18 protein-coding genes are annotated in these 25,026 nt (G+C 41.2%); 7 read left to right on the plus strand and 11 right to left on the minus strand.

Annotated elements, in window-relative coordinates:
- Positions 1-49: 49 nt before the first annotated feature.
- Genes ACW6NC_RS10605 through ACW6NC_RS10620 form a run of 4 tightly spaced genes read right to left on the minus strand, consistent with a single transcriptional unit; the run spans position 50 to position 5,537 of the window.
- Positions 50-1,513: a lipopolysaccharide biosynthesis protein gene (locus ACW6NC_RS10605; protein ID WP_457865897.1), complete on the minus strand. Its 1,464-nt coding sequence runs from the start codon at positions 1,511-1,513 to the stop codon at positions 50-52.
- 9 nt (positions 1,514-1,522) lie between these two features.
- On the minus strand, positions 1,523-2,803 hold the full coding sequence (locus tag ACW6NC_RS10610) for a glycosyltransferase family 4 protein (protein WP_457865899.1): 1,281 nt from the start codon (positions 2,801-2,803) through the stop codon (positions 1,523-1,525).
- A 5-nt stretch (positions 2,804-2,808) separates the two neighbouring features.
- The gene (locus tag ACW6NC_RS10615) at positions 2,809-5,226 is read right to left on the minus strand and encodes a YfhO family protein (RefSeq protein ID WP_457865901.1); all 2,418 of its coding nucleotides are present in this window, start codon (positions 5,224-5,226) and stop codon (positions 2,809-2,811) included.
- Positions 5,227-5,252: 26 nt separating this feature from the next.
- Entirely contained in the window at positions 5,253-5,537 is a 285-nt protein-coding gene (locus tag ACW6NC_RS10620) for a DUF4834 family protein (RefSeq protein ID WP_457865903.1), read from the minus strand.
- A gap of 104 nt (positions 5,538-5,641) precedes the next feature.
- Here ACW6NC_RS10620 and ACW6NC_RS10625 point away from each other — a divergent pair, with 104 nt between their 5' ends.
- Positions 5,642-6,607, plus strand: a complete 966-nt coding sequence (locus tag ACW6NC_RS10625) for a transporter (RefSeq protein ID WP_457865905.1) — start codon at positions 5,642-5,644, stop codon at positions 6,605-6,607.
- A gap of 72 nt (positions 6,608-6,679) precedes the next feature.
- Here ACW6NC_RS10625 and ACW6NC_RS10630 read toward each other — a convergent pair whose 3' ends face one another.
- The 3 genes from ACW6NC_RS10630 to ACW6NC_RS10640 all read right to left on the minus strand — a co-directional run bounded on the left by ACW6NC_RS10630 (position 6,680) and on the right by ACW6NC_RS10640 (position 11,344).
- Complete coding sequence (locus ACW6NC_RS10630; protein WP_457865907.1) at positions 6,680-7,942, minus strand: aminotransferase class I/II-fold pyridoxal phosphate-dependent enzyme; 1,263 nt, start codon at positions 7,940-7,942, stop codon at positions 6,680-6,682.
- Positions 7,943-8,083: 141 nt separating this feature from the next.
- Positions 8,084-9,124, minus strand: a complete 1,041-nt coding sequence (locus ACW6NC_RS10635) for a PLP-dependent cysteine synthase family protein (protein WP_457865909.1) — start codon at positions 9,122-9,124, stop codon at positions 8,084-8,086.
- A gap of 93 nt (positions 9,125-9,217) precedes the next feature.
- The gene (locus tag ACW6NC_RS10640) at positions 9,218-11,344 is read right to left on the minus strand and encodes a S9 family peptidase (protein ID WP_457865911.1); all 2,127 of its coding nucleotides are present in this window, start codon (positions 11,342-11,344) and stop codon (positions 9,218-9,220) included.
- A 61-nt stretch (positions 11,345-11,405) separates the two neighbouring features.
- Between ACW6NC_RS10640 and ACW6NC_RS10645 the strand changes: the two genes are divergently transcribed.
- A complete protein-coding gene (locus ACW6NC_RS10645) occupies positions 11,406-11,729 on the plus strand; it encodes a YbaB/EbfC family nucleoid-associated protein (protein ID WP_457865913.1) in 324 nt (107 codons plus the stop codon).
- 64 nt (positions 11,730-11,793) lie between these two features.
- Here ACW6NC_RS10645 and ACW6NC_RS10650 read toward each other — a convergent pair whose 3' ends face one another.
- Together ACW6NC_RS10650 and ACW6NC_RS10655 are read right to left on the minus strand one after the other, a co-directional pair.
- Positions 11,794-12,822, minus strand: a complete 1,029-nt coding sequence (locus ACW6NC_RS10650; protein ID WP_457865915.1) for a threonine aldolase family protein — start codon at positions 12,820-12,822, stop codon at positions 11,794-11,796.
- 52 nt (positions 12,823-12,874) lie between these two features.
- A complete protein-coding gene (locus ACW6NC_RS10655; RefSeq protein ID WP_457865917.1) occupies positions 12,875-15,301 on the minus strand; it encodes a zinc-dependent metalloprotease in 2,427 nt (808 codons plus the stop codon).
- Between the two features lie 97 nt (positions 15,302-15,398).
- Between ACW6NC_RS10655 and prfB the strand changes: the two genes are divergently transcribed.
- The 4 genes from prfB to ACW6NC_RS10675 all read left to right on the plus strand — a co-directional run bounded on the left by prfB (position 15,399) and on the right by ACW6NC_RS10675 (position 19,934).
- Positions 15,399-16,497, plus strand: a protein-coding gene (gene prfB, locus ACW6NC_RS10660) for a peptide chain release factor 2 (protein ID WP_457865918.1) whose coding sequence is annotated in 2 segments (ribosomal slippage) — positions 15,399-15,461 and positions 15,463-16,497 — 1,098 coding nt in all. Because the reading frame shifts where the segments join, the coding sequence is not laid out codon by codon here.
- Positions 16,498-16,566: 69 nt separating this feature from the next.
- Entirely contained in the window at positions 16,567-16,911 is a 345-nt protein-coding gene (arsC, locus tag ACW6NC_RS10665) for an arsenate reductase (glutaredoxin) (RefSeq protein WP_457865920.1), read from the plus strand.
- Positions 16,912-16,945: 34 nt separating this feature from the next.
- Positions 16,946-17,314 (plus strand): hypothetical protein, encoded by a 369-nt coding sequence (locus tag ACW6NC_RS10670; protein ID WP_457865922.1) that lies wholly within the window; start codon positions 16,946-16,948, stop codon positions 17,312-17,314.
- A 121-nt stretch (positions 17,315-17,435) separates the two neighbouring features.
- Positions 17,436-19,934, plus strand: coding sequence for a TonB-dependent receptor domain-containing protein (locus ACW6NC_RS10675; protein WP_457865924.1), 2,499 nt, complete (start codon positions 17,436-17,438; stop codon positions 19,932-19,934).
- 48 nt (positions 19,935-19,982) lie between these two features.
- Here the strand turns inward: ACW6NC_RS10675 and ACW6NC_RS10680 are convergent, their stop codons facing one another.
- Positions 19,983-20,159, minus strand: a complete 177-nt coding sequence (locus ACW6NC_RS10680) for a hypothetical protein (RefSeq protein WP_198536999.1) — start codon at positions 20,157-20,159, stop codon at positions 19,983-19,985.
- 181 nt (positions 20,160-20,340) lie between these two features.
- On the opposite strand from ACW6NC_RS10680, the gene fumC reads away from it, so the two are divergent.
- Positions 20,341-21,738: a class II fumarate hydratase gene (fumC, locus tag ACW6NC_RS10685; RefSeq protein WP_457865926.1), complete on the plus strand. Its 1,398-nt coding sequence runs from the start codon at positions 20,341-20,343 to the stop codon at positions 21,736-21,738.
- A 71-nt stretch (positions 21,739-21,809) separates the two neighbouring features.
- On the opposite strand, the gene ccsA is transcribed toward fumC, so the two are convergent.
- On the minus strand, positions 21,810-24,977 hold the full coding sequence (gene ccsA, locus ACW6NC_RS10690) for a cytochrome c biogenesis protein CcsA (RefSeq protein ID WP_457865928.1): 3,168 nt from the start codon (positions 24,975-24,977) through the stop codon (positions 21,810-21,812).
- Positions 24,978-25,026: the final 49 nt, after the last annotated feature.

The following is a 25,026-nucleotide window of genomic DNA, read 5'->3' on the forward strand; positions in this document are numbered from 1 at the left end:
TAGTTGGAAACCCCTTTGGACAATACTATTGTCCTGGGGGTTTCTCTTTTTAGGACCCTTTTCTATTGAACAGTCCTTCAATCAGCTTTGTAGTTTCACTTGAAAAATTCATCCTATATGCCAGAATAAGAAAGAGTCCTGTGATCAAAAGGGACTTTAGGGTTATATTAATTAACGGATGAAAAGAAAACTCCCAAAAATAAAAACCCAAACTAAAGGCAAGGGTAATGCCCAGAACCCACCAGGTTTTTGGAACAAAGGGAAAAAGCCTGAATTTGGTATATACCAGGTATATTTTTACGGTATTATAGATTCCAAAGGCCAGAAAACTTGCGATCGCTGCGCCTTCAATCCCATAGAGCGGTATAAATATTATATTGAATACAAAGGCTAAAATCGCAAGTAAAATTCCAATGACCAGCACAATGCGATAATATTCTGAATTAAATAAGATACTATTGTTATTTCCGAGAAAATTATCATAGAGCTTGACCAGGGAGATTAACAGGACCACCAGGATACTCAGTTCATACTCCTGAGGAATCAATTCATAAAGTTGGTTTACATTGCTTATAATCAGAATAAAAATTAATCCACTGACGATAAGAAGATTGATGGAACTTTTCTTATAAAGATTTCCCAGGCCTTCTTTATCCTTGAAATTCAACATTGATGCGGTCATGGGATGGGTGATCTGGTGCATGGCCTTTTGTGGTACGGATATCACGGTAGCGATATACACCATTATACCATAGATAGCCACATTTTCAATTGGCAGGTAGTGCTCTATCATAACCTTATCCAGATCTAACATGACCATAGCCACAGAGGCTGCAATTAGAATAAGCGAGGTGTACTTCAACACACTTGAAAGATTCTCAGGGAATAAAAAGTTCAACCTGGGCCGGTACAGTCTAAAGGCATACAGCGCCATAATCAGGCTCCGAATTACAAAAACCAAAGCAACCCCATAGATAAACCAATGAACGCTTAGCCATTGTAAATAAACCGCAACAAGAAGCAGGCTAATACAAGCCCGGTGAAATACCTCCTTCATCACATTTCCAAAGACACTGCGAAGATGTACCTTGGACCAGGCAAAGAACACTTCAAAATAGGCTGTCGCAAAAGCAATGAGAAATATTAACCATACATATGGTTTAACCAGGCTATTCCCCTGGGAAAAATAATCCATAAGCAGCTCATAAGTCATAAGCCCAAGCATCCCTAAAAATCCAGATACCAGCAAGGGCAGCAACAAAACCAGGTTCAAAAGACGGTCCTTTTCTTCCCGGGTTTTATAGAAACTAAAGAATTTTACAAGCGTACTATGGACTCCGAAAGCCATAAACGGCCAGACCAAATTAGCAGCTGAAAGCAAAAAACTCACCAGACCGTAATATTGCTGTTCAAGGAAATAAGTAAAAAGAAAAAGGGTGTTAATAGCCCCGATCCCAAAACCAGCATACGTGGTCACCAGGTTTTTAAAAGACTGATTGAAAATTACACCCATAGCATGATTTTACCTTAACAAGTTAGCCAATTTACCGGTAAGCATCTTGCGGCTATATTGTGCTATATTTCGCGGGGCTGAATTTAAACTTCCCATTTTAAAATCTGAGAAAAGTTTTTTAAGCTGAATTTTCACTAATTCTTTATCCGAATAAGAATAGGCCTTCCCTGCCCCGGTTTCTTCCAAGATTTTCTGAACATCCCATAAATCCGGTCCAATAGCTAAAATGGGGCGCTCCGCGTTCAGATATTCAAATAATTTCCCGGGGATGATGCCTCGTGTTTCGCTACTATCTATCTCTAACAGAAGCAAGACCTGGCTCTGTCGTTGGAATATTAAGGCTTCCCTATGACTTACGTAAGGGACCAGTTCCAGGTATTTTTCCAGGTTATTTTCTTTTATGCTCCTTAATACTTCGGGACTTACCTTCCCTACCAGGCGGAGCTGGAAAGATCTCTCAAATTCAGCATCTTCCTCCATCAATTCCCTAAAGCTCTCCCAGAGGATCCTGGGATTTCGCCCGGAAAGAAGCGAACCAATATGAGAGAAACTGAATTTTTCATCTGGAATGATCGGCTGTGAGAAGTTCACCTTATCATATCCGTTGGTAATTAAATGCACCGGTTTCTGGGTCTTACTTATAAATTCTGCCCTTGTGGTATGGCTGGTCACTATGATCTTATCGGCCGTTTTTAATACTTGTTGTTCATACTCCTTATGTTTTCTTTGTGCATCTTTACTGAGCTTTAATTTGGAATGGTATCCGATCTGAGTCCAGGGATCCCTGAAATCAGCGATCCATTGAATGGACAATTCCTTCTTTAAAGCTAAGCCAATAAGATGAACACTATGAGGAGGACCGGTGGTAACTACAGTATCGATATTTTCTGATTTTAGAAATTTCAGCAAATAATTCACCGAGGGTTTTATCCAGAATTTTCTGGCATCAGGAATGAAAAAGTTTCCCCTTATATATAACATCAGGCGCTGCAACCATCCCTGGTTTTCCTCTTCTTCAATAATACCGGAACTTATGGTCGCTGTTTGTTTTTTGGAAAAAAAACCAGCCAGTCTATAGGGTTCGATGATTGGTTGTTTAATAATCTGAAGATTTTCAGGAACCTCACTTTCCAGGTTTTCATCACAAATGGGATAGTTAGGATTCCTGGGCGTAAAAACAACCGGTTCAATCCCAAACTCCCTTAGGTATTTCACAAATTTCAACCAGCGCTGTACCCCGGGACCACCGGCAGGAGGCCAGTAATATGTTATGATAAGCACCTTTTTCATACCTGTTAATCATTACGTCGCACTGCGTAAAATATCCCCCCCAGGATAGCAAAAACAAGGAGGATCGAACTTGCAAGGGCAATGCTACTACCTGTATTGACCACCTCCGGCTCAAATCTAAAGATGACCTTGTGCTCTCCAGCAGGAATCTCAAGGGCCCGCAAAACATAATCTACCCTGAAATGTGGTACGGGTTTACCATCTATATAGGCCTGCCATCCGGGATTATAATACATTTCTGAAAATACAGCAAGCTGTTCACTGGCAGATTGAAATTCATAGATCATTTCGTTTGGAGCAGCACTTATCAAATTTATTTCTCCATTGGCATTCCACTGAGTTTCTCCCGAAATAATAGATCTGAACTTTTCATCTGCAATCGCCGTATTTTTTAGATCCGTGTCCTCGAGTTTCAAAATTTCCTCATCGGCATTAGCCACAAACTGGAGTTTATTGACCAGCCAGGCATTCCCGTAAGCACCAGGATTTTGTTGTGCCTGTGGGTTCCCTTCCTCAGAGGGAACGATAAAATATTTCACATTCAACATATTCAAAATATCCATATTGTTCTGTGAAATATAGAAATCAAAAAGCTCCTGCATACGGCCGGGTTTAGCTGCATGATAACCGCCGATACTGTTATGAAAATAGGAGGTTCGTCCGGTATTAAAAGGGCTGCCACTGACATCGAATACACGGTAGTGGGAATCATCCTGAAGAATTTGTTCATCAGCCTGGGTTGGCTGGAAGGGTTGTTCCATCTGTCTTGCATTCACAAAATCATCATTATTTACATAGCGGCGGTCTACCCCTACCAGATCGAAAAGGATCAAAATAGCAAAACCAACAATCAGCAGATTTTCCCGTAATTTCCCTTTTAGATAAAACCAAATAAGGGAGAAGCACACACCAACTAAAATAAGACTTCGAAGGGCATCGGCAGTAAAGATGGCTTTTCGATCTTCCTTTAATGCGCGCATAAAATCCATCCCGAGTTGTTGCCTTAAACCAGGGTCAGCAGCTCCACTGAAATCAAAAAGGACTGATTTGAACAAAAGAAAGAACAAGGCAAGGCCTCCGGTAATAATTCCGGCCCATTTAAGCGCAAATTCCTTTTTATCCCGGGGAATTTCCCTGTCGAACAATCGGGAGATCCCTACCACAGCTAATACTGGTACACATAACTCAATGATCACCTGAATAGAAGATACCGCTCTGAATTTATCGTAAAGCGGCACATATTCGATAAATAATTCGGTTAGGATACCAAAATTTTTACCCCAGGATAACAATAATGCGAGGGTACTTGCACCAACTATCCACCATTTTAGACGTCCTCTTATTAAAAATAGCGCAAATACGAAAAAGAATAAAACACTCGCACCGATATAGGCCGGGGCGCCAACAAAAGGTTGATCGCCCCAGTATGTTGGAGCATTTTCAGCAAAATTAGAAGCTTGCACCGGAGAAGCCCCAAGGCCGATGATAGCCTGGTAAATATTGGAATCCTCATCGAGTTTTTCAGCATTGGACCCTCCCATGAACCGGGGAATAAATAAGTTGAAAGTTTCTAATTTGCCATAACTGTACTCGGTAATATAATGGTAATCAAGCCCGCTACCATTTTTCTGGGAGCCATCGGGCTCAATAGTGAGTCCGGTATCTCCCCGGGTACTGAACTGGGTGTATTGTTCAGTGGCCAGCAGATTAGTAGCATTGGTACCTACGGCCACAATAACGGCCACTACCATAACCGCAAGCGCTTTAAAATATTTGGGAATAATTCCTTTTCTATAGGCATCAATCAGGTAGGCAAGACCCAGGATGATAACCAGAAGTAACAAATAATAAGTCATCTGGAAATGGTTCGCCCCTATTTCAAGAGCCATAGAAATAGCAAGTAAAATTCCTCCCAGCCAGAATTTTTGCCGGAAGGTTAAAATAATGCCGCCAAGAACCATAGGCATATAGGCTATAGCGTGCGCCTTTGCATTATGCCCCACCCCGAGTATGATAATAAAATAGGTGGAAAATCCGAAGGCGATCGCACCGAGGAAGGCCAGCCTATAATCGAGTTTCAAGCAAAGTAATAAAATATAAAAGCCCAGGAAATAAATAAAGAGGTAATCGGCCGGTCTTGGAAGAAAGCGCAGGACGGAATCCAGTTTTTTCACATAATTATGTGGGTAATTAGCTCCGAGTTGAAAAGTCGGCATCCCCCCAAAGGCGGCATTAGTCCAGTAGGGTTCCTGACCTGTTTGAGCCCTGAAATCATTTTGCTCTTTGGCCATACCGGTATACTGAACGATATCGCTTTGAAAGATCATTTTACCCTGCAGAACAGGGCTGAAATACAACAGGGATATTACAATAAAACTAAATAAAACAAGAATATGAGGGAGATACCGCTTGTACTGAGCCATCAAAAAATAATTTAGTAGGCTCGAAATTAATCAATTTCTTCGTAATCGATGTATTCTCCTACTTTTTTGTTGGATCTGGGTTTTCCTCGATTCGATTTTTTCTCCACGCTTACCTTTGGATCCTTTTTTTGAGAATTATTAGGTCGCTGTCGCTGCTGATTAAATTGCTGCTCAAATTGCTTACCCACTTTCCTCATGAAATATTTAAGGATCAATGGGCCAAACCATCGGATTAATAATTTAAACCCGAAGTATACTAACAAGATGATCAGTATCGTTTTTAAAACAGCTGTAAAAGAAGCTTCAAACATTTAATGGCTTTTTGCAAAAATAAAAATTAGGCTTAATAATCGCGCGGAAATCAATCCTAAATTAATAATAAATTCTCCTATCTTTGATCTAAAAGACAATTGCTATGCTAAAAACAACGGTCTCTTTCCTTTTTATTATTACCATAATTTTTCAAACCAGGGGGCAATATACCGAAACCATCAATTCCAACAGACCTGGGGAGTCCCAGGGGGCCTTCGCGGTAGGCAAAAATGTTCTTCAACTAGAGGCCGGTGGCTATATGGGAAATGACACTCATTCTCTTTTATATACCGATTCGGATATCCTGGGAGCAAGCTATGGGCTTCGATATGGATTCCTTACTGAGATCCTGGAACTGAACTTTTTTGGATCATTTCAACAGGAAAATACCTTACTCTCCCGTGGTGCAGTAGAAGAAGAGTTCACTAGAGCCAACTTCAAAAGCAACACTCTCGGCGCCAAATTCCTGCTTTTTGATCCCTATCTAAGCCTGGAAGAAGAAAAACCCAATCTTTATAGTTGGAAGGCCAACCAGGGCTTTAATTGGAAAACATTGATCCCAGCAGTTTCGGTTTATGCCGGTGCAAATTTCTCCTGGTGGGATAATCCCTATATGTACCAGGGGGAATCCGGAATTAGTCCAAAAGCGGCGCTTATCACTCAAAATAATTGGGGACGCTGGGTTTTGGTGATCAATTTAATTGCCGACAAATTTACCGAAGAATTCCCTACCTATGCCGGTATTGCGACCTTAACACATGCGGTCACTCCAAAATTTGCCCTATTTGGCGAATACCAGGCTTTGATAAGCGATATCTACGCTGATGACCTCTTTAGAGGAGGCGCTGCCTATCTCTTCGGCAAAGATTTCCAGTTGGATATTTCCGGATTGATCAATGTAAAAGACACTCCTTCCCGTTGGCAGGTCGCTGCAGGAATTTCCTATAGAATGGATATGCATAAAGATGAGGAGTATATCGAGGAAGATGGCGAAAGCAGATGGCGCTATGAAGAAGGAGAATTCATCGAAAAAGATCAAGGCGAAGAAAATGATCAGGGGAATCAATGAAAAAGGTGACTACCATTAAGCAGCCACCTTTTTAATTTTTTACTTTATTAAAGGCCCTTTATTAAAGGCCCTTTATTTTCTGGCCATCGCAGCCTCAACCGAAGCTGATAACCTTTTGTATGTACCGTTTTCGAGCCGCTCTCTTATGGCGGTAAAAGCTTCCAGGGTCTCCTTAACATCTTCTAGGGTGTGACTAGCCGTTGGTATCATCCTTAAAAGGATCATGCCTTTAGGAATGACAGGATACACCACAATGGAGCAGAAAACCCCGTGGTTTTCTCTAAGATCCTTTACAAGAGCCATAGCCTCAGGAATACTTCCTTCCAGGTATACCGGGGTTACACAACTTTGTGTAGTTCCAAGGTCAAAGCCCCGCTCTTTTAAACCGTTTTGTAAAGCATTTACATTTTCCCAAAGCTTTTCCTTGAGTTCCGGCATAGTACGCAGCATTTCCAAGCGTTTCAATGCTCCAACCACCAGTTGCATTTGCAGGGATTTTGCAAACATCTGCGAACGCAAATTATATTTTAAATAGTCTATTATTTCTTTATCAGCAGCAATAAATGCCCCTGTACTGGCCATCGCTTTGGCAAAAGTTGCAAAGTAAACATCTATCTCGTCCTGGATACCTTGTTCTTCTCCTGCTCCTGCCCCGGTTTTCCCCAGGGTCCCAAAACCGTGCGCATCATCTACAAATAATCGAAAGTTATACTTTTTTTTCAGCTCAACTATTTCCTTAAGCCTTCCCTGTTCTCCCCGCATACCGAAAACTCCTTCAGAAATAAGCAAAATTCCACCACCGGTTTGTTCAGCGATTTTGGTGGCACGTTGCAGGTTCTTTTCGATGCTTTCCATATCGTTATGCTTGTAGGTAAAACGCTGACCCAAATGAAGCCGTACCCCGTCAATAATACAAGCATGGGCATCAACATCGTAAACTATGACATCGGCTTTGGAAACCAGGGCATCGATGGTAGAAACCATTCCCTGATATCCAAAATTAAGAAGGTATGCTGACTGTTTATGAACAAAAGAAGCCAGTTCATCCTGAAGGCGCTCATGGAGGCTGGTATGCCCACTCATCATTCGGGCACCCATAGGATATGCGGAACCGTATTGAGCAGCAGCTTCTGCATCAACCTTTCTTACATCTGGATGATTGGACAGCCCTAAATAATCGTTGATACTCCATGTGATAACGTCTTTTCCTCTAAACTTCATTCTGTTGGAAATGGGGCCCTCCAGTTTTGGAAATACAAAGTATCCCTCTGCTTGCTCTGCCCACTTTCCTAATGGTCCTTTATCTTTATATATTTTATCAAATAAGTCTTTCATCGATATTTTTTTAACTAGCCGCAAAAATACTTAAAATAGAATCAACTGTACAAAGTTATTTTTGGCCTTTATTTTACATAAAAACAAAGGCATCCCTTGTTTTGGGATGCCTCGATATTTGTATAGTATGTAATCAAAATTTTACTTTATAAATTCTATCTCCTCAGCAGCAGCTTTATTTTGGGTATCAAAAAAGCCTTGCTCGTTCATCCAGTTATCATTATAAATCTTGCTCATATATCTTGAACCGTGATCCGGAAAAATAATAACTACATTACTATCAGCATTAAATTCCCCTTCCTGGGCGAGATGCTTTAATCCCTGCATTGCAGCCCCACTGGTATAACCCACAAACAAACCTTCAGTTTTAGCCAGTTCCCGGGCAGTGTGAGCACTTTCCTGGTCAGTGACCTTCACAAATTTATCTATTGCATCAAAATCTGTGGCGGTTGGAATAAGGTTTTTGCCAAGTCCTTCAATACGATAAGGATAGATCTCTTCCGCATCGAATTCCCTTGTCTCATGGTACTTTTTAAGCACGGATCCATAGGCGTCAATTCCAACTACTTTAATTTCCGGGTTTTGTTCCTTTAAGTAACGCGCCGTTCCAGAAATAGTTCCACCTGTACCGCTACACGCTATCAGGTGAGTGATTTTACCTTCGGTTTGTTTCCAAATCTCAGGACCGGTACTGTTAAAATGAGCATCCATATTCAGCTCATTGAAGTACTGATTGATATAGACCGAACCTTTTATTTCCTGATGCAACCTTTTTGCTACTTCATAATAGGACCTGGGATCGTCAGCTGCTACGTGAGCAGGGCATACATAAACCTTGGCTCCCATAGTTTTGAGCATGTCGATCTTATCGTTAGAAGATTTTGAGCTAACTGCTAAGATACATTCATATCCCTTGATGATGCTTACCATGGCAATACTAAAGCCTGTATTTCCTGAAGTAGTCTCAATTATAGTATCACCTGGTTTTAGAATACCTTTTCGCTCGGCTTCCTCGATAATATATAATGCGATACGGTCTTTGGTGGAGTGTCCCGGATTAAAGGCTTCGACTTTGGCGAAAAATTCACCTTTAATTCCTTTTGTGATTTTTTTAAGTTGAATGAGGGGCGTATTACCAATTAACTGCAATACGTTATCATAAACTTGCAATGCTTCTTTCATAAATGAAGTTCTTTACAAAATTAATTTACTGATTTTTCAAAAATTGAAAAAGTTCAGATTGCAAACCGGCCAAAGTTAAGGCAAATTTTTTAATTATTCGGTTATTCCTTCCAAATCCAACAGAAAGGCATACTCTTCGGCTACTTCTTTGAGCGCTTCAAATCTTCCGGAGGCTCCGCCATGTCCTGCTTCTAAATTGGTATGAAATAGCAACTTGTTTTTATCTGTTTTATATTCCCGCAATTTGGCCACCCATTTGGCCGGCTCCCAGTATTGCACCTGGGAATCGTGTAACCCCGTGGTAACAAGCATATTTGGGTAGTCCTGGGCCTTGACATTGTCATAAGGTGAATAAGACTTCATATACTGGTAATATTCCAGTTCGTTCGGATTTCCCCATTCATCGTACTCCCCTGTGGTAAGGGGAATGCTGTCATCGAGCATTGTGGTCACCACATCCACAAAAGGTACAGCCGCTATCACCCCGTTATAGAGCTCTGGAGCCATATTGACAATGGCACCCATGAGTAAACCTCCGGCGGAACCTCCCATAGCATATAAATGCTCCCTGGAAGTGAATTTTTCTTCGATCAAATATTTGGACACATCGATAAAATCGGTAAAAGTGTTCTTTTTTCTAAAGAGTTTTCCCTCTTCATACCAGTTTCTACCAAGATATTCTCCTCCCCGGATATGCGCAATGGCGTAAATAAAGCCTCTGTCTAACAGACTGAGTCTTACCGAGGAAAAATAAGGATCAATGGTAGAACCATATGACCCATAAGCGTACTGGAGCACCGGATTCTTTGAATCTTTTTCAAGGCCTTTCCGATATACCAGGGATACTGGTACTTTTGTTCCATCGGCGGCAGTAGCCCATATCCTTTCAGAGGTATAGTTGTTCTTATCAAATTTTCCACCTAAAACATCCTGCTCCTTAAGCACGTTCTTTTCACCGGTTTTCATATTAAAATCAATGACCGACGTGGGCGTGGTCAGAGAATTGTATGTATATCTTAATATATCCGTATTAAAGGAGGGATTAATAGAAGTATAGGCGGTATAGGTTTCATTATCAAAAGGAATATAATATTCCTTATCACCATCCCATCTGATTATTCTAATTTTATTAAGACCCTCATGACGTTCACTGACTACCAGATATTCCTTAAAAATGTCGATGTCTTCCAGAAGAAAATCTTCCCTGTGTGGAATTACATCGATCCAGTGGTCACTAGAGGCTGCCCCTACCGGAGTCTTCATTAACTTAAAATTGGTCGCATCATCTTTATTGGTAAGAATATAAAAATGACCACCAAAATGAGAGATACTGTATTCCAGCCCACGCTCCCGCTCCTGGATAAGTTTAAATTCCCCGTTGGGATTATCCGCTTTCAAAACCCTGTATTCCGTAGTTAAGGTACTGCTGGAACCAATAATTATATATTCACGGGATTTCGATTTATACACATAGGTATTGAAGGTTTCATCTTTCTCCTCAAAAACCAATTCATCTTCAGAGGCGTCTGTGCCCAGAACGTGTTTATAGATCCTGAAGGACCTAAGGGTCTGATCATCCTTTTTAGTATAAAAAAGCGTTTTATTATCGCTGGCCCAGGTAGAGCCCCCCGTAGTATTCTCTATCCGATCTGGAAGAATCTGACCGGTCTCCAGGTTTTTGACCTGTATGGTGTATTTTCTTCGACTCACCGTATCGACCCCAAAGGCAACCAGTTTATTATCCTCACTTACATTAAGCCCGCCAAGACTGTAATAATCATGCCCTTCTGCCATATCATTGACATTAAACATAACAATCTCAGGAGCATCCAGGCTTTCTTTCTTACGGGAATAAATCGGATAATCATAACCTTTTTCAAAACGTGTTAAATACCAGTAAGCATTTAGTTTATAAGGCACTGATTTATCATCTTCCTTAATTCGGGACTTCATTTCCTCAAAAAGTTTCTCCTGAAACGACTTGGTATGAGCCGTCATTTTTTCATTATATTCATTTTCACGCTTGAGATAGTCAATCACTTCAGGATTTTCCCGATTATTCATCCAGTAATAATCATCTATCCGCACATCTCCATGAAATTCCAGTTTTTCTGCTATCTTTTTAGCTTTGGGAGGTATAATTTCCTGTTTCAATTCAGTATTGTTTTGGGCGGTGGCAAATGTAAGGCTTCCAAGTAAAATAAATAATATTGTTTTCATTTTAAGATGTTAAGAGGGTAATTTAGTAAATTTGTAAATAAAAAAATTAAAAACAGCAACTATGTTTGGAGATATGATGGGTATGATGAATAAGATCAAGGAAACCCAGGAAAAAGTTGAAGCAACAAAGGAGAGGCTTAAGACAGTAAGTTTTGAAGAAGAATCTAGCGATGGTTTATTAAAGATCACCATTACAGCTGCCAGGGAAATTAAAAATATCAGTATTGCCGATGAGTTACTTGAGGATAAGGATCAATTGGAGGATTACCTTGTTCTTACTTTGAATAAGGCCATTGAGCGCGCTTCGGAAATGAATGAAACCGAACTGGCAGCCGTGGCAAAAGATGGAATGCCAGATATTCCAGGCCTGGATATGTTTAAATAGCTGAAGGCCAAAGATGATCATGCAAGGCCCCGCTAAACCTGCGGGGCCTTGCTGTTAAAGGTCATTATAGATTGATCTGTTCTAAAACGTCAAGAAATTTTCTATGCATTTCTTCGGAATAGTCCAGGTGAGTGACAATTCTAAGCTTCCCCTGCCCCATATTACTTATTCGGATATTTTTCTTTTCAAGTTCTTTTATAAAATCCTCTTCCTTCGAAGCCTCTTTAAGGTAAAATATTACAATATTGGTTTCTACCGTTTCCACAAGTTTTATATAATCCTGACCTTCCAGGCATTGGGCGATCTCTGAAGCTCTTTTGTGATCTAAAGCCAACCGCTCGATATGGTGATCCAGAGCATATACTCCAGCTGCAGCCATAAAACCAATCTGGCGCATTCCGCCTCCAAGGACTTTCCTAACTCGCATAGCGCCTTCCATAAGGTTTTTGTTACCTATAAGCACTGATCCCATAGGTGTTCCCAATCCTTTTGACAAACAAACTGAAATGGTATCAAATAACTTCCCATAATCCTTAGGATCTTCATTTTTTGCGACAAGGGCGTTAAAGAGTCGTGCCCCATCCAAGTGAAGTCCGAGCCCATGGGTATTGCATGTCTTCCGAATTTCTTTGATCACTTCCAGGTCATAACAGGCCCCGCCACCTTTATTGGTCGTATTTTCTAAACAAACCAGGCTCGTAAGCGGACTATGATAAAAATCCGGTGGATTGATATTTTCTTCAATTTGTGAGGCCGTGATCATGCCACGATCTCCATCCACAAGTTTACAGGAAACCCCACTGTTGAAAGAAACCCCTCCACCTTCATAGTTAAAAACATGTGCCCATTTATCACAAATCAACTGCTCTGCGGGTTGGGTATGCAATTTTATTGCAGCCTGGTTGGCCATGCTCCCGGTAGGAAAAAACAAAGCTTCATCCATACCAAACATTTCAGCCAGCTTTTTTTCCAGGACATTAACTGTCGGATCCTCTTTATATACATCATCTCCGACTTCGGCACTCATAATTGCTTTCAGCATGCCGCTTGTAGGTCTTGTAACCGTATCGCTTCTAAGATCTATTTCTTTCATAACATAATCCATTTTCATTTCCGCGTATGCGAAAATCCTGTTTCAATTCTTTTTATCTATTTACCTGTGGGTTTTCATTATGGTAACACCTGAAACTCCCAATTGGACTCCCATCGGGAATTTTCGGTGTAGTACTTTCAATTTTAAAATCTTCCGGATGCTCACGGAATTGCCTAATCTCTCTTAGCATTTGATGCTCCAAGGTCCCATCTTGTTTAGTTAACCAGGTTTTCAGTTCTTCTATAGCTGAATTAGTGATCGCTTTTACCTGTGGAGTTGCTTTATTATTCCCTGCCAATGAAAGCAGGTGTTCAAATACAGTATAATTTATAGCTTTCTGAACGGCAGAATGGTAACTATCCCGAGGTGAGGATTGAATAGTTTCAGCAATCAGATCCTCTAAAACATCCTTTAATCCTAATTGTTTGTTATCCAGAGCTTTCTGTTGAACGAGCCTGGCTGCTCGTTGGGGATGTAATAAAAGTTCAAGGCTCATCGCTGCCGCGGTAACCGGGGCTCCCAGGGCATCAAAAGTTGTACCCGTATTGCTTTTAAAGGATTCCCTGCTACGGTTAAAGCCGAAGGCACGAGGAGGAAAAAGATCCAATTTTGATTTCGGGATGCTTAGGGTCTGAGCCTCCAGGGTATTTAATATTACTTCAAGGGCTTTTTCCTGTGATGTATGGTTTAGAGGTTCCCAGATTTTCTCATCCCCTCCTTTGACAGCATAATTATAATCCATACCTCCAATCAATTTTACCGCAGCCTCAGTCTGGTATCTGTGAAGAAAAAAAAGCGGCACAAATACATCTTCAAGGACCGAATAAGGTTCGCCGCTACGGATATTGTCTTTAGAAAAATTAGCTATGGCCTTTTTTCGTATAGCCAAAATCTTCTCAAGCTCATCGACTGCCTCCTTCCCGTTATCCCATAAATGCGCCCTAACATGTGCCCCACCTTGAGCACGGGCGTCTGCATCGGAGATAAACTGGATACCTTTAGCGTGAGCCTGAGCGATTACCGAATTCAAGAATTCTCTTTCCGAAGTGTTTTCGGGAATGTCAGCATAAGAATATTTTACGGTAAGCTTATCCCATTCTCCCATTCCCGTGGCATAGACATTACTGAAATCGATATTTCCATTCTTCAGATTAAATTGGGGATGGGGATAATCCATCACTGAAGCTCTCTGAGAGGCGCTGGCAGCAAAATTATGCGCAAAACCTAAAGTATGACCAATTTCATGGGCGGAGAGTTGCCTGATCCTGGCAAGGGCCATGTCCATCATCTTCTGGTGATTTTGGTCACTTTCTGCAAAAGGACGGTTCATTAGGGCCTGGGCAATCATAAAGTCCTGTCGAATACGCAGGCTTCCCAAACTAACGTGGCCCTTTATAATCTCTCCTGTCCTGGGATCTACCACACTTGCTCCATAGCTCCATCCACGAGTAGACCGGTGAACCCATTGAATAACATTATAACGTACATCCAGGGGATCAGCATCTTTGGGAAGCATCTTAACCTGGAAGGCATTTTTATAGCCTATTTCCTCGAAGGCTTCGTTCCACCATTTGGCGCCATCCAATAAAGCCGATCTTACAGGCTCAGGGGTTCCGGGATCCAGGTAATACACTATGGGTTCTTCTGCCTGGCTAAGGTCGGCTTCCGGGTTTTCCTTATTTAAACGATGCCTAATGATATATCGTTTTTGTATGGGTTCATAAACCGGACTGGCATAATCCAGGTAAGAGATATGAATAGCACCACTTCGGGGATCGAAAATCCTTTTCTGATAACCTTCTCCAGGAAGTTTTACAAATGAATGATGCTGAATCACACTTATATTCTCGCTATCCGGCACCACTGATTTTAAGGTCCCTCCTTTTGCTTCTCCTTCAAAAGTTAACAGGGCTTCAAACTCTACATTTTCAGGAAAAGCTTTGGTGCGTTCCATCGCAAGGGCGCTTTTGTCTTTTTCCAGTTTATAAGTACCGTATTCCCCCTTTTTTAATTTCGTGGCTACCCCATGGGCGTCCCGCATTAAAAATGGAGTGAAATCGATCACATACCCCTCCTTGTTTTCTTCTTTGATCTCAAAACCGAAGATTACCGACTGGGCAAAGGCTTGCTGCACACTTTCCTTCTCAAGCAAATTGTCGGTTTCAGCCCTGTATTTTTGATTGGGCTGGATTAAAAGCAGTTTATTTCCTGCTTTCACGAATTTAACCACTACACCTCCACCGAGTTTTCCACGATCCAGTCCCACATCATTGGAGCCGATTCCACTGGTAAGAAAATGGGTATATAAAAACGCGGTATCAAGCTTATCTACCTCGAGATAAATCTGGTCCACTTCCTCATTATAATGGAAATCAAAGAAGCCCTCATATGTTTTGAGGTTTTCTTTCTCGGCTAAAAATTGTGTAAAGGCAAAATGGGAAATACTGAGAAACAACAAAGTAAGGAAAGGTCGGTGCATAGGCCTGTATTTTTTGGAAAGCTAAAACTATAAAATTATCGTTAAATACTTTCCTGTAGCTGCCTTTAATTCTATTTTTACACTAAAATTAGACTACATGATCTCAACAGAACAGGTTAAAGATCTTAGAGAGCGCCTTGGTGCGTTAAGGAGGTATCTTTGACATTGATGCCAAACAAATAGAAATCACAAATCTTGAAGAAAAAACCTTTGCTCCCGATTTTTGGAACGATCCAAAGAAGGCTGAACTTCTTATGCAGGAACTCAATACCGAAAAAAAATGGGTAGAAGACTACAAAGAGGCAGAAAATCTGGTGGACGACCTGGAAGTTCTTTATGAATTCTACCAGGAGGATGAAGCCTCGGCTGAAGATGTAGAGGAAAAGAAATCCCAGGCACTTGAGCTTATTGAAGACCTGGAGTTTAAGAATATGCTTTCCGAAGAAGGGGACAAAATGAGCGCAGTACTGCAGATTACAGCCGGAGCCGGAGGTACCGAGAGCTGCGATTGGGCAGAAATGCTCATGCGAATGTACCTTATGTGGGCAGAAAAACGCGGTTATAAGATAAAGGAACTAAACTACCAGGCCGGTGATGTTGCCGGCATCAAAACGGTTACCCTGGAAATTGATGGCGAATTTGCCTTTGGATGGTTAAAGGGAGAGAATGGGGTCCACAGGCTGGTTAGGATTTCACCATTTGACAGCAATGCCAAGCGGCACACTTCTTTTGCATCGGTATATGTATACCCGCTGGCCGATGAAAGCATCGAAATCGACATTAACCCGGCGGACCTCTCCTGGGAAACCATGCGATCATCAGGAGCTGGAGGACAAAATGTCAACAAAGTGGAAACGGCAGTTAGGTTGCGTCACGCCCCTACTGGAATTGTAATTGAAAATTCAGAAACACGTTCCCAACTGGAGAATAAAACTAAAGCTATGCAGCTTTTAAAGAGTCAGTTATATGAAATCGAACTTCAAAAGCAACAGGCTCAAAGACGGGAAATTGAGGATTCCAAGATGAAGATTGAATGGGGGTCTCAGATAAGAAACTATGTAATGCACCCTTACAAACTGGTAAAGGATGTCAGAACCGCTGAGGAAACGGGGAACGTGGACGATGTAATGAATGGAGGCATCGATGCTTTTCTCAAGGCTTACCTGATGATGATGGGGCAACGGAACGAAGTTTGATAGAAACCTCAAGGCTATTTTTATTTTAAGAATAATTGTTTATTTTAATATCTGAAAAATCTTTTTAGAATGATTACCATTTATCATAATACACGCTGCAAAAAATCACGAGAAGGGCTGCAAAAAGTAGAAGCTTCAGGAGAAAAATATAACGTAAGAGAATATTTAAAGGATGAACTTTCGGAAGAAGAACTAACGGCACTGATAAAAAAGATGAACATCACGCCCATTCAATTGGTCAGAAAGAACGAAAAGCTTTGGAAGGAAAACTATAAAAGTAAAGACCTAAGTGACAAAGAGCTCATAACGGTAATGGTAAAAAACCCTAAACTTATTGAAAGGCCTATTGTTGAGACGGAAAAGGAGGCCGTGATTGGCCGCCCTGCTGAAGAGATTGACAGGCTCCTTAGCTAGGCAATTATAATGTTATAAGCATAAACGACCAGAAATGAAAGCACAAGAAAGAATTGCAATTATTGGTGTAGCCGGATTACTGGTAGCCGGTTTTGTATATTCCCAAATCTATATTCATAAAAAAAACAGGGCGGAATTAGAAGACATAGCCCGGGAACTGGCCTATACCTGGAAACAGGAACTAGACCTGGATCACGAACAAACCTTATTAATGGAAGATGTAATCATTGCCTACACCATTCGAAAAAACGAGGTCCTTAACTCAGGGGTCAATGAAGATTCTTTAATTAGAAGGCTCCAGGCCATTCAGCGTAACGAACACAAAAAGCTCAGGAAATTTCTAACAGAAGACCAGTTTGAAAAATATATCGAAGTCAATAAAAATTTAACCCGCAAGACCTAACAACTGGCTATCAACACTATACCTTTGGCACAAAAAGGAAAATAGGCAGGTTTAACGCAAGTTTAACCAGTGTTTCATTAAACCATTTGGAGATTCAAAAGTCATAGAACAAAAAGTTTATATGACCTCCAAAAATCTAATGTCGCTTACAGCGCTTTTATTATTTTTAGGCCTTAGTATCCAGGGCTATTCACAACGCAATTCTCAACATACTATTTCCGGGACGGTAATTGATAACGAGCTCGAGGTTCCATTGGAATACGCGACCATTTCTATTATCAATACCAATGACCCTTCAGATATTAACGGCGGGGTGACCGATGTCGATGGAAAGTTCTCGATCGATGTCGCAAAAGGCACTTATAATATTCTGGTGGAGTTCATTTCATACGAACCTAAACGTTTCAATAACCGCAAAATAGAATCTGATCTAAATCTAGGTACCATACAATTAGGAGTTTCTTCTTCCAGCCTGGATGAAGTTGTAGTTCGGGCAGAAACCACACAGGTAGATGTCAGGTTGGATAAAAAGATTTACAATATAGGTAAAGACCTCACCACGGCTGGAGGTACAGTTAGCGATGCGCTCAACAATGTACCTTCGGTAACGGTAGATATTGACGGAGGGATAAGCCTTAGAGGAAATGAAAATGTACGAATTCTTATCAATGGCAAACCTTCTGCAATGGCTGGTTTTGGGGATACGAATGTCTTGAATCAATTACCGGCAGATGCCATTGAACGCGTGGAGGTGATTACCTCCCCTTCCGCCCGTTATGATGCCGAAGGTACCGCAGGAATTCTCAATATAATTCTAAGGCAAAAAGAAACCTTAGGTTTTAACGGGTCTTTAAGCTTAAATGCAGGTACTCCTGCAAATGCAGGTATTTCGGCCAATGTCAATTATCGCACGGATAAATTCAATCTTTTTACAACCACAGGATTCAGGTATTTTGATGCTCCCGGAGGAGGATTCTTCGATACCAGGTATAAAGAAAACAGTGGAGTAGCCTTTGATCGAATTGTCGAAGACCGGGACATAGCACGGCTTAACAGAAACTTCAATACCAATGTGGGAATGGAATATTTTCTTTCGGAAAATTCTTCTATTACCGGTTCGGTTTTTTATCGTTATGGGGAGGATGAGGATCTCACCACCAATGTAACGGATAATTACATTGACGGTAGCCAGGTTTTAGGTACCACACGGGAAGAAAAACAAACCGAGAATGATGACAGCTGGCAGGTTTCTTTAAATTATATAAATAATTTTGATGATAAGGGCCATAAACTCACCGCGGATTTCCAATTTGAATCCGATAAGGAAACCCAATTCACCACCATTGGAGAAAAAGAGGATTACAATACAGAAAATCGGGAACTACAGTTGATCGGAGAAGACATAAACACCACAGAAGATCAGAAGGAGTATCTTATTCAGGCTGATTATGTTCGTCCTTTTGGAGAAGAATCCCAATTTGAAGCAGGTTACCGCGGAAATTTTGAAAACGAAATCACCGATTACAGACTTTTCCAGGAAAACCCAGAAACCGGAAATCTGGAGCTCAATGAAAACCTTACCAATATATTCGATTACACAGAAAATGTAAATGCACTATATACCCAGTATGGATCTAAATTCGGTCAGTTTTCTTTCCTTTTAGGCCTTCGATTGGAAAACACGCAGCTTAAAGGGAAAATTGATAGCGAACTTACCGATGCTGAATTGGAAGAGGTATTCGGTTTTCCAATCGACACCGATTTTGATAACAATTATTTAGGACTGTTCCCAACCGTGAATTTTATATATGAACTTGCCGAAGAAGAAAATATCACCTTGGGCTATAACAGAAGAATAAATCGGCCCAGAGGATGGTTCATCAATCCTTTTCCTTCCAGAAGCAGCAATAATAATGTATTTCAGGGAAATCCTAATTTACAACCGGCTTATTCCAATGCTTTCGATCTCGGGTACCTCAAAAGATGGGAGAAACTGACCCTGACATCATCGGTGTATTACCAGCACGAGACCGAATCTTTTGAAAGGATTGAAGAAAATATTGCCGGCACAAACGTTATTCGAACCATCCCGGTGAACCTGGCCAGTAACAAGCGAACAGGAGCCGAATTAGGGTTACTTTACAATCCTGCAAGGTGGCTGAGGTTAAATGGTAGTTTTAATTTTTTTAAGTTTGAGACGGAAGGTGAATTTAATGATAAGAATTATGATGCTGAAAACACCAGTTGGTTTGCCCGTTTCAGCTCTAAGGTAACCTTACCGGCTAAAATTGACTGGCAGACCAACGCCTTTTATAGGGGTGCAGCCGATGGCATACAAGGAAGACGAGAGGGGTACCTTTCGATAGATTTCGCATTGAGTAAAGATATCTTTAATGACAACGCTACCTTATCCTTTAATGTCCGGGATCTTCTGAATTCTCGAAAACGTGAATCCTATACCGCTACTGATACCTATGACAGGTATAGTGAATTTCAATGGCGACAGGGTCAGAATTTTACCGTCTCGCTTATCTACAGATTCAATCAGCAAAAAAGAGAACAGGAAAGACGCAGAAACGGAGGGAACGGAGATATGGATGAAGGAGACTTTGAAGGATAAATCCTGAAAATCAGATACAAAAAAAGGGACGCTGAGAGGTCCCTTTTTTTATGCTTTTTCTTCTTTAGCTTTTCTCCTGGCTTCTTTTTTCTCTTTAAGCAATTCCATAACCGAACCACCTATCCAGTAAGGCACAATAGCCGTTAAAAAGATCATAAGCCAGAATCCAATCGTTAAAATAACAAGGAAAGCCAAGAAACCAAGGTACTGATCGAATTCGAACATAATTTCAAAAATTTTTGAATCAGGTTCAAATATATGAACTCTCGGGAGTAATTCATAAATAAAATTCAAATTTTAGGTCTTCCAAATATTTTGCCTGCTTTACAGGTTTAAATTTTACCTCATTTAAAGCAAAAGAAACCGCTTAACTTGTAAATTTGTAAGAGAACTAATAATTAAAATTATGGAATACAGAATAGAAAAGGATACCATAGGAGAAGTCAAGGTACCGGCTGATAAATTATGGGGGGCCCAGACCGAGCGCTCTAGAAACAATTTCAAAATTGGACCGCCAGCCAGTATGCCAATGGAAATTATTTACGGTTTTGCCTATTTAAAGAAAGCGGCTGCCTATACCAACTGCGAATTAGGAGCACTCCCGGTAGAAAAAAGAGATTATATAGCTCAGGTTTGCGATGAGATCCTTGCCGGGAAACATGACGACCAATTCCCACTAGTAATCTGGCAAACGGGAAGTGGCACCCAAAGCAATATGAATCTCAATGAGGTCATTGCTAACCGTGCCCATCAAATAGCCGGAAAAACCATTGGCCAGGGTGAGAAAACACTTTCTCCTAACGATGATGTCAATAAATCACAATCCTCAAACGACACCTTCCCTACTGGAATGCATATTGCCGGTTATAAAAAGATAACCCAGGTGACCCTTCCGGGAGTTAAGAAATTAAGAGACACCCTTAAGAAGAAATCGGAAGAATTCAAAGAGGTGGTAAAGATCGGACGGACGCACTTTATGGATGCTACGCCCCTGACCCTGGGACAGGAATTCAGCGGATATGCGGCGCAATTAGACTATGGTATCAAAGCCCTTGAGCATACCTTACCCCATCTTTCTGAACTGGCCCTGGGAGGGACCGCTGTGGGAACAGGTCTAAATACCCCTAAGGGATATTCAAAAAGAGTTGCCGAATACATCGCGAAATTCACCGACCTACCCTTTACCTCTGCACCCAATAAATTTGAAGCCCTGGCAGCGCACGATGCTTTTGTGGAAACACACGGTGCTTTAAAACAACTTGCCGTTTCGCTTAATAAAATTGCTAACGATATAAGAATGCTCGCTTCCGGACCACGCAGCGGAATTGGAGAAATCACCATTCCTGCCAATGAACCGGGTTCTTCTATTATGCCAGGAAAAGTTAATCCTACCCAGGTAGAAGCTTTAACTATGGTATGTGCCCAGGTAGTTGGAAATGATGTAGCCTTAAGCGTTGGAGGAATGCAGGGCCAGTTTGAGCTTAATGTATTTAAGCCAGTAATGGCAGCAAACCTGCTTCAAAGCGCACAACTACTAGGGGATGCTTGCGTATCCTTTGATCTGAATTGTGCTTCAGGCATCCAGGCCAACACCCCGCGCATCAATGAACATTTAAACAACTCGCTGATGTTAGTGACCGCCCTCAATACTAAAATTGGTTATTATAAGGCGGCAGAAATAGCCAATCAAGCACACAAAAACGGCACGACCTTAAAGGAAGAAGCCGTTAAATTAGGACACGTGACCGCAGAGCAATTTGACCAGTGGGTTCAGCCAAAAGATATGGTTGGAGGGTTGAAATAAACCAACTGGCCCTGTATTTAACAAAAAATCCTGCACCACGGCAGGATTTTTTATTTTATAGAAAAAGGTATTTATTTTTTCTTGGAGTAAAATTTTTGAAATCTCCAGTAAGATACAGCTCCAAGCAGGGCTACCACTGCTACTGCATAATATATAAAGCTAGGAGTGATCACCTTATCCCCACTGGCGTATGAGTGTAAGCCGGCAAGGTAGAAATTAACACCGAAGTACGTCATCAAAATACTGGCAAAAGCCACAATAGCCATAAAATTAAAGAACCAACGGCTTCTAAGTCCGGGAATCAATCTCATATGAATTACAAAGGCATACACCATTATACTAATCAGCGCCCAGGTTTCCTTGGGATCCCAGCCCCAGTAACGCCCCCAGCTTTCATTGGCCCATTGGCCACCTAAAAAGTTTCCAATGGTCAACATCACCAAACCTACAGTAAGAGCCATCTCGGTGATGATAGTAATTTCCCTGATGGTAAGGTCCATTCTCTTTTTATTTTTGGATGTTGTCATTATCATAAGCAGTAAGGCTACTGCACCCAAAATCATTCCTAAGGTAAAAGGACCATAACTTCCTACGATTACCGATACATGAATCATCAACCAGTAGGAATCCAGTACCGGCTCCAGATTAGCAATAGAGGGATCCATCCAGTTCCAGTGTGCGATCATCAGGATCATAGAAGTGACAAAGGCTGTTGAGGCGATGGTGAGATTACTATTTCTTCCAAAGGCCAGACCAAAAAACATCGTGGCCCAGGCAACATAAATCATTGATTCATAAGCATCACTCCAGGGAGCGTGTCCGGAAATGTACCAACGAGCCGCAAGTCCTAAGGTATGGGCAACAAACAACAAACTTATAATGACAACACTCGATGTGATCAGAATTCTGATTGGTTTATTATCTGAAAAAATCTGTACGATGACCACCACCAGCATGAAAAGCCCTGCAACCATATACATCCAGAAAAGATTTCTAAAAACATCGTATTTATTATAAGTGATCTCCGCATTAATCCTTTCTTCCGAAGGCAAGACCTCTGCTCCAAATTTCTTTTGAAAACCCTTAATGCTGCTTAGGAATTCTTCCGCCCGGGTATAATCTCCGCTCTTTCTAGCTTCCTGCAAGGCATTCATGTATAGGGGAAGGATTTGTTTGGTATAAACCGAATCCATTCCCTTAAACCCGGCTTCTTCAACTTCTGGATAGGATACCCATTTATTATTTTCGTGCTCAGGAATCGGAAAAATCTTCAACACTTTACCCTGAAGTGCCTGATACATCAAATTGACCTTTTTATCCGTTTCGATAAAATCTTTCTGAAACTGGTTAGGCACTGCTGCCTGGTAGGCCTCTTCCAAATAAGGGGAGAGTTTGTATGAACCATTGTTATCAAAAAAATCGGTTAAGGCCAAGTACTCTTTATCTTCTTTAACCCCGGCAATATGCCTTATACTGTCATTATTAGGTTTGACATAAATAAGCGGCACCGTATACCAGATAGTTGGATTTTCGGTAATAGAAATCAGCACCTGATCTGAACTCAGCCCTTTATAGGAATCTTTTTTGCTAAGCTTTCTCAATAATTCAGAAGAATAGGTGTTTGCGGGTTTCATTCTTCCACCGGCATCCTGAATAACCAGTTTCCCAAATTCAGCAGCATGGTCATCCTTGACTGCATTTTTCTGTAAGATAGAATCTATCTGCCGCTGTTGCGCTTCGATGTGCGCATGATCTGGTTCTCCCTGATCCTGGGCAAAGCCACTAAGGGGAATCAGTAAAAAGGCGAGGATTCCTGCGAGATTTTTCTTCTTGGACTTTACCTTGTCAAGCATCACTTTGAGGTTTCCAAAACGGGACCCCGGTGCAAAGAGAATCCACATCAAACCTATATAAAGCAGGGTGTATCCAATATAGGTGATCCAGGTTCCCCAGTAATCATGATTCACAGAAAGAACGGTTCCTTTTTCATCAGGATGAAAACTAGCCTGGAAAAAACGATATCCTTTATGATCCAACACGTGGTTCATGTATATTTCATAGGGGAAATTCCCGTGCTCCTGGTCTATGACTTCTATTTTACTTTTAAAGGCAGAATAACTCTTTTCGGTTCCGGGGTATTTATCGGCGATGAAATCATTGAGCTTTATACTAAAGGGCAATTCTATTTCCCTACTGCCATAATTCAGAAAAATATCAAGACCGGCCAACTCAACTTTTTTAGGCTCATTAACAATCCCCTGCCCACCGAGCAATTTAACGGTTTGCGATTCACCCTGAGAAGAGACTTTCAGGATCACTCCATCGGGTTGACCCTCGGATTTTTGTTTGGTTTGAACCACATCATATTTCCCTCTTATCATAGGTTCTGGGATCACAAACTGCATATTCCCAATATTATATAAGGATCTCAGCATAAGGGTCTGGGTCGAATCTTTTGCCAGGTCTCCTTTTAACTGATCGGCCATCCTCATAAAGTCCCCTTCGAATGGTGAATTAATAAGGTATTGATCACTGGCTTTGTCATATTCTATATTAATCGCGCCCTCTGTAGGATTATTGAGGGTAAAAAGGACATTATGAATATTCTCCACCTCCCCTTCTTTAAGGAAATGATCATGGCGATCTCCGGCACCAGCTTCTACTATTTTTAGATAATTTTCTCCATCCTCAACCGGAACAAGGGTTTCTTCTGCGCCATGGATAAAATCCAGGGCTTCCACCTTAACCGGTTGCCCTTTAAAGTCAGTATTAAGCACATAATTGTTTTCCGTTTCCGGGGCAAAAAGCACCTCTTCCTGAAGAACCCTTCTTCTGGGTTCTCCCTCTATCTCTCCATCGATAAAAGTGGTCATAAAAGTCTTATGTGAAAGGAAAACATTGGTGGTCTCCCCTTCCCTGATGGGCATAACCCCTTCATAGCTGATATATCGGGTGACAAAGGCGCCCAGAAGAATTAAAATAAAGGATAGGTGAAGCAGTAATGAGGACCACTTTTCGCGTTTATAAAGCTGATACCTCTTAATATTTCCTACAAAGTTAATTACAAAGAGAAGCATAATACCTTCGAACCACCAGGTGTTATAGATCATAACTCGGGCGGTTTCTATAGTGTACCAGCTTTCAATAAAAGTGCCCAGTGCAAGGGCTACGGCAAATACTACAAATAAGACAGCTAAAAGACGGGTAGAAAAAAGAACAGAGGCAATTTTATTCTGCATGGAGATAAGGCTTTAAACGGCCGCAAATTTATGAAATTTTAACCAGTTA

The sequence above is a fragment of the Salegentibacter profundi genome (genome assembly GCF_054121475.1).